4 protein-coding genes, 4 tRNA genes and 1 pseudogene are annotated in these 4,189 nt (G+C 49.4%); 2 read left to right on the forward strand and 7 right to left on the reverse strand.

The window, feature by feature from the left end; translation table 11 throughout:
- The 5 genes from APU02_RS25090 to APU02_RS10335 form a co-directional block, all read right to left on the reverse strand.
- Positions 1–122, reverse strand: a 122-nt coding sequence (locus tag APU02_RS25090) for a GTP-binding protein (RefSeq protein WP_004202223.1), incomplete at its 3' end; no start/stop codon positions are given.
- A 116-nt stretch (positions 123–238) separates the two neighbouring features.
- A tRNA-Thr gene (locus tag APU02_RS10320) sits at positions 239–314 on the reverse strand.
- A 5-nt stretch (positions 315–319) separates the two neighbouring features.
- Positions 320–394: transfer RNA gene (locus APU02_RS10325), tRNA-Gly, on the reverse strand.
- Between the two features lie 114 nt (positions 395–508).
- Positions 509–593: transfer RNA gene (locus APU02_RS10330), tRNA-Tyr, on the reverse strand.
- 8 nt (positions 594–601) lie between these two features.
- Positions 602–677, reverse strand: a tRNA-Thr gene (locus APU02_RS10335).
- Positions 678–696: 19 nt separating this feature from the next.
- Here APU02_RS10335 and APU02_RS26920 point away from each other — a divergent pair.
- Positions 697–777, forward strand: a pseudogene (locus APU02_RS26920) (hypothetical protein); the annotation flags it as partial.
- Positions 778–1,080: 303 nt separating this feature from the next.
- Positions 1,081–2,031, forward strand: coding sequence for a type I pantothenate kinase (gene coaA / locus APU02_RS10345; protein WP_060570014.1), 951 nt, complete (start codon positions 1,081–1,083; stop codon positions 2,029–2,031).
- Between the two features lie 28 nt (positions 2,032–2,059).
- On the opposite strand, the gene birA is transcribed toward coaA, so the two are convergent.
- Positions 2,060–3,022 (reverse strand): bifunctional biotin--[acetyl-CoA-carboxylase] ligase/biotin operon repressor BirA, encoded by a 963-nt coding sequence (gene birA / locus APU02_RS10350; protein WP_042293159.1) that lies wholly within the window; start codon positions 3,020–3,022, stop codon positions 2,060–2,062.
- A complete protein-coding gene (gene murB / locus APU02_RS10355; RefSeq protein ID WP_060570015.1) occupies positions 3,019–4,047 on the reverse strand; it encodes a UDP-N-acetylmuramate dehydrogenase in 1,029 nt (342 codons plus the stop codon). Before murB ends, birA begins: the two co-directional genes overlap by 4 nt.
- Between the last annotated feature and the right edge of the window lie 142 nt (positions 4,048–4,189).

A 4,189-nucleotide genomic window follows, 5' to 3' on the forward strand; every position in this document is an offset into this window, starting at 1 on the left:
CCGTAGGTTTTAGCCAGTACGGTAGTGATTGCAGCGGTCAGCGTTGTTTTACCATGGTCAACGTGGCCGATAGTACCGACGTTAACGTGCGGTTTTGTACGTTCAAACTTTTCTTTAGACATCGATTGTCCCTCTAAGACACGGATAAATCGGTGATATCACCACATCAACCAGGCGATATGCCTGACTGTTGAATCATTGAGTCGTTACAGAGAAAACACGGGAAGGAGAAGTGAAGTGGTGCTGATACCCAGAGTCGAACTGGGGACCTCACCCTTACCAAGGGTGCGCTCTACCAACTGAGCCATATCAGCACGTCTGGAGCGGGCAGCGGGAATCGAACCCGCATCATCAGCTTGGAAGGCTGAGGTAATAGCCATTATACGATGCCCGCATCCTGAAACTCGGCTACCCAGTTCTTTCTGTAACAAAAAAAGAGACGAGTCTCTTTTCTCATTCGAGCCGATTATTTTCTTAACCAGCTCAGACAGCATTCGCTGCCAGAAAGTGGTGGTGGGGGAAGGATTCGAACCTTCGAAGTCTGTGACGGCAGATTTACAGTCTGCTCCCTTTGGCCGCTCGGGAACCCCACCGGACTTGATGGTGCCGACTACCGGAATCGAACTGGTGACCTACTGATTACAAGTCAGTTGCTCTACCTACTGAGCTAAGTCGGCATCAAGTAGCGCGCATTCTATGGAGACCTGCGAGCGCATGCAACTAAAAAATTGCATAAAATGTTCTATCGCTCACATTTTGCACTATACGACCAATAAATGACGTATTTTCAGACAGCTTAGCATAAAATTTCGACATTACGGACATGGCAAGTTTCGCTTTGCTGTCGGCAGTGGGCCGCTTACTGGCTAAAATTATCATCTTCACATCTGGAATATGCGTCACATTGCTTTTCAGCGAATGAAGTAAGGGAAACATTTTTTCTTATTATTCCTTTCCATCTGGTGTTACCCTCCTGCCCATTGTCCAGATTAACTGAAATGTGACGTGCCATTGCATGCCGGGGCTGACGCGCTTTTTCATCACGGCCCTGATGAAGTAATGACAGCCAGAAACATGCTTATGAGTATAAAAGAGCAAACGTTAATGACGCCTTACCTACAGTTTAACCGCAACCAGTGGGCTGCGCTTCGTGATTCCGTGCCAATGACTCTGACTGAAGATGAGATCGCACGGTTAAAAGGTATAAATGAAGATCTGTCGCTGGAAGAAGTCGCGGAGATTTATTTGCCTCTGTCGCGTTTGCTTAACTTCTATATCAGCTCAAACCTTCGTCGTCAGGCGGTTCTCGAGCAGTTCCTTGGCACGAATGGCGAGCGTATCCCTTATATCATCAGTATTGCCGGCAGCGTGGCTGTAGGAAAAAGTACCACCGCGCGCGTGTTGCAAGCGCTGCTGAGCCGTTGGCCGGAGCATCGTCGCGTTGAGTTGATTACCACTGATGGTTTTCTTCACCCTAACCAGGTGCTGAAAAATCGCGGTCTGATGAAGAAGAAAGGGTTTCCTGAGTCCTATGATATGCACCGCCTGGTTAAGTTTGTTTCTGATCTTAAATCAGGCGTGCCAAATGTGACGGCTCCGGTTTACTCGCACCTGATATATGACGTGATTCCTGATGGCGATAAAACGGTGGCGCAGCCGGATATATTAATTCTCGAAGGGCTTAACGTGTTGCAAAGCGGAATGGACTATCCGCACGACCCTCATCATGTATTTGTTTCTGATTTCGTCGACTTTTCTATTTATGTTGATGCACCGGAAGATTTACTGCAAACGTGGTATATCAACCGCTTCCTCAAATTCCGTGAAGGGGCGTTTACTGACCCCGATTCTTATTTCCATAACTACGCGAAGCTGTCAAAAGATGAGGCAATCAATACCGCTACGGCGTTATGGAAAGAGATTAACTGGCTGAATTTGAAGCAAAATATCTTACCCACACGTGAACGCGCGAGTCTCATTATGACAAAAAGCGCAAATCATGCGGTCGAGCAGGTTCGCCTGCGTAAATAAATAAAAAGGGAGCAATCGCTCCCCCTTTTTATTGTGCGCTTCTCAGGGATATTTCCCCTCCCACCCAGGGTTTTACTATCCCGTCCTGCTCAAGCAGCAATGCGCCCTGCGTATCAATCCCCCGAGAGATGCCGTATATTTCTTTTTCACCGATAATCAGTTTGACCGGGCGATTGATAAAGTTATCCAGTTTTTCCCAACGCGAAAGATAGGGAGCCAGGCCTTCCTGCTCAAATAACTCCAGCGCGGTACGTAATTCACGAATGAGTCTCGCAGCCAGCGTATTGCGATCGAGCGTGATACCGGCTTCCTGTAATGTAATCCATCCCTGATTTACGATGCCTTCTTCAACACGACGCATCGCCATGTTTATTCCTGCGCCGATCACGATCTGTGCAGCGTCGCCTGTTTTCCCCGTCAGTTCAACCAGGATCCCTGCCAGTTTGCGATCCAACAGATACAGATCGTTTGGCCACTTTACGCGAACCTTATCTGCTCCCAAATCGCGTAAGACTTCCGCCATCACGATGCCAATCACCAGGCTTAAACCGATCGCCGCAGCGGGTCCCTGTTCCAGACGCCAGTACATCGACAGATATAAGTTGGCGCCGAATGGCGAAAACCATTTACGTCCACGGCGACCGCGCCCGGCCTGCTGATATTCAGCGACACATGCGTCACCTGACTGCAGTTCTCCGATTCGCTCCAGGAGATACTGATTGGTTGAATCGATAACAGGGAGCACAGCAACCGTGCCGCGATCCAGTTGGCTATGAATACGATTCGCGTCCAGCAGTTGGATCGGCTCGGGCAGACTATAGCCTTTGCCTGGCACGGTGAAAACATCAACGCCCCAATCTCGTAGTGTCTGGATATGCTTGTTAATGGCGGCGCGGCTCATCCCCAGCGTATCACCTAGCTGTTCGCCAGAATGAAACTCGCCGTCGGCTAGCAGAGAGATCAGCGTCAGGGGAACGGTATTATCCTTCATGCGATGATCTCCACGGCATTGACCTCACCCATTTGTCCAATGAACCGCACTTCCGGTTCCAGCCAGACGTTAAATTTTTCTCCAACTTTCTCACGAACCAGATGCGCCAACTGGACAACATCTTCACTTGTCGCATTATCCGCGTTAATGAGTACCAAAGCCTGCTGGCGATGTACGGCAGCGCCGCCAATCCCAATGCCTTTAAGCTGGCACTGGTCAATTAGCCAGCCAGCCGCCAGTTTTACTGAGCCATCCGCCTGGGGATAATGTGGCGCGTGGGGGAATTCAGATAACAGTGCCTGTGCAACGTCAACTGTCACGACAGGATTTTTAAAAAAGCTGCCTGCGTTACCGTTTACTTTCGGGTCTGGCAGTTTAGTCATTCGCATATGGCAGACGGAGTCAAACACCTGCTGAGGCGTAACGGTCGCCGGGTCGAGTCGCGTGAGATCGCCATAGGTCAATACTGGCTGCCATTGCTTAGACAGGCGCAGGCCAACGGCGACAATTGCAAAGCGATCCTGATACTCATGTTTGAAAATGCTGTCACGGTATCCAAAACGGCACTCTTGAGCGCTAAGACGGTGAGGCGTCCCCGTCGCTAATTCGATGCAGTCAACGTAATCACAGACCCGTTGAAGCTCAACGCCGTAAGCACCTATATTCTGAATGGGAGAAGAACCGACGCAGCCAGGGATCAGCGCCAGGTTTTCCAGTCCAGGCATACCAAGCTGCAACGTATGCTGAACCAGCTGATGCCAGTTTTCGCCAGCGCCAACATGCAAATGCCACGCATCTGGTTGTTCTGTCACCTCAATTCCTTTAATACGATTGATGATGACAGTCCCATGGAAAGCATTAAGGAACAGTACATTACTCCCCTCACCCAGAATCAATACCGGTTGTTGCTTTGCATTGGCGGTTTGCCAGGCATTTAAGAGTTGTTGTTCATTCTCAGCACAAACAATTTCATTTGCAGACTGATCGATACCAAAGGTATTCCAGGATTTAAGGGAGTGATTCATAGACGCTTTCCAGATGCATAATCGCGTTATTTTAACGCATATGCTGCGGTAAGGCTTGTTTTATGGCGGAATGGGTTTGATTACTACAGGCTGATTCAGTAGACCAGCGCCAGAAACGCAAAAAGCCCATCCGTCAGGATGG

Source organism: Citrobacter sp. 50677481 (assembly GCF_001463265.1).
Classification (GTDB): Bacteria; Pseudomonadota; Gammaproteobacteria; order Enterobacterales; family Enterobacteriaceae; genus Citrobacter_A; species Citrobacter_A sedlakii.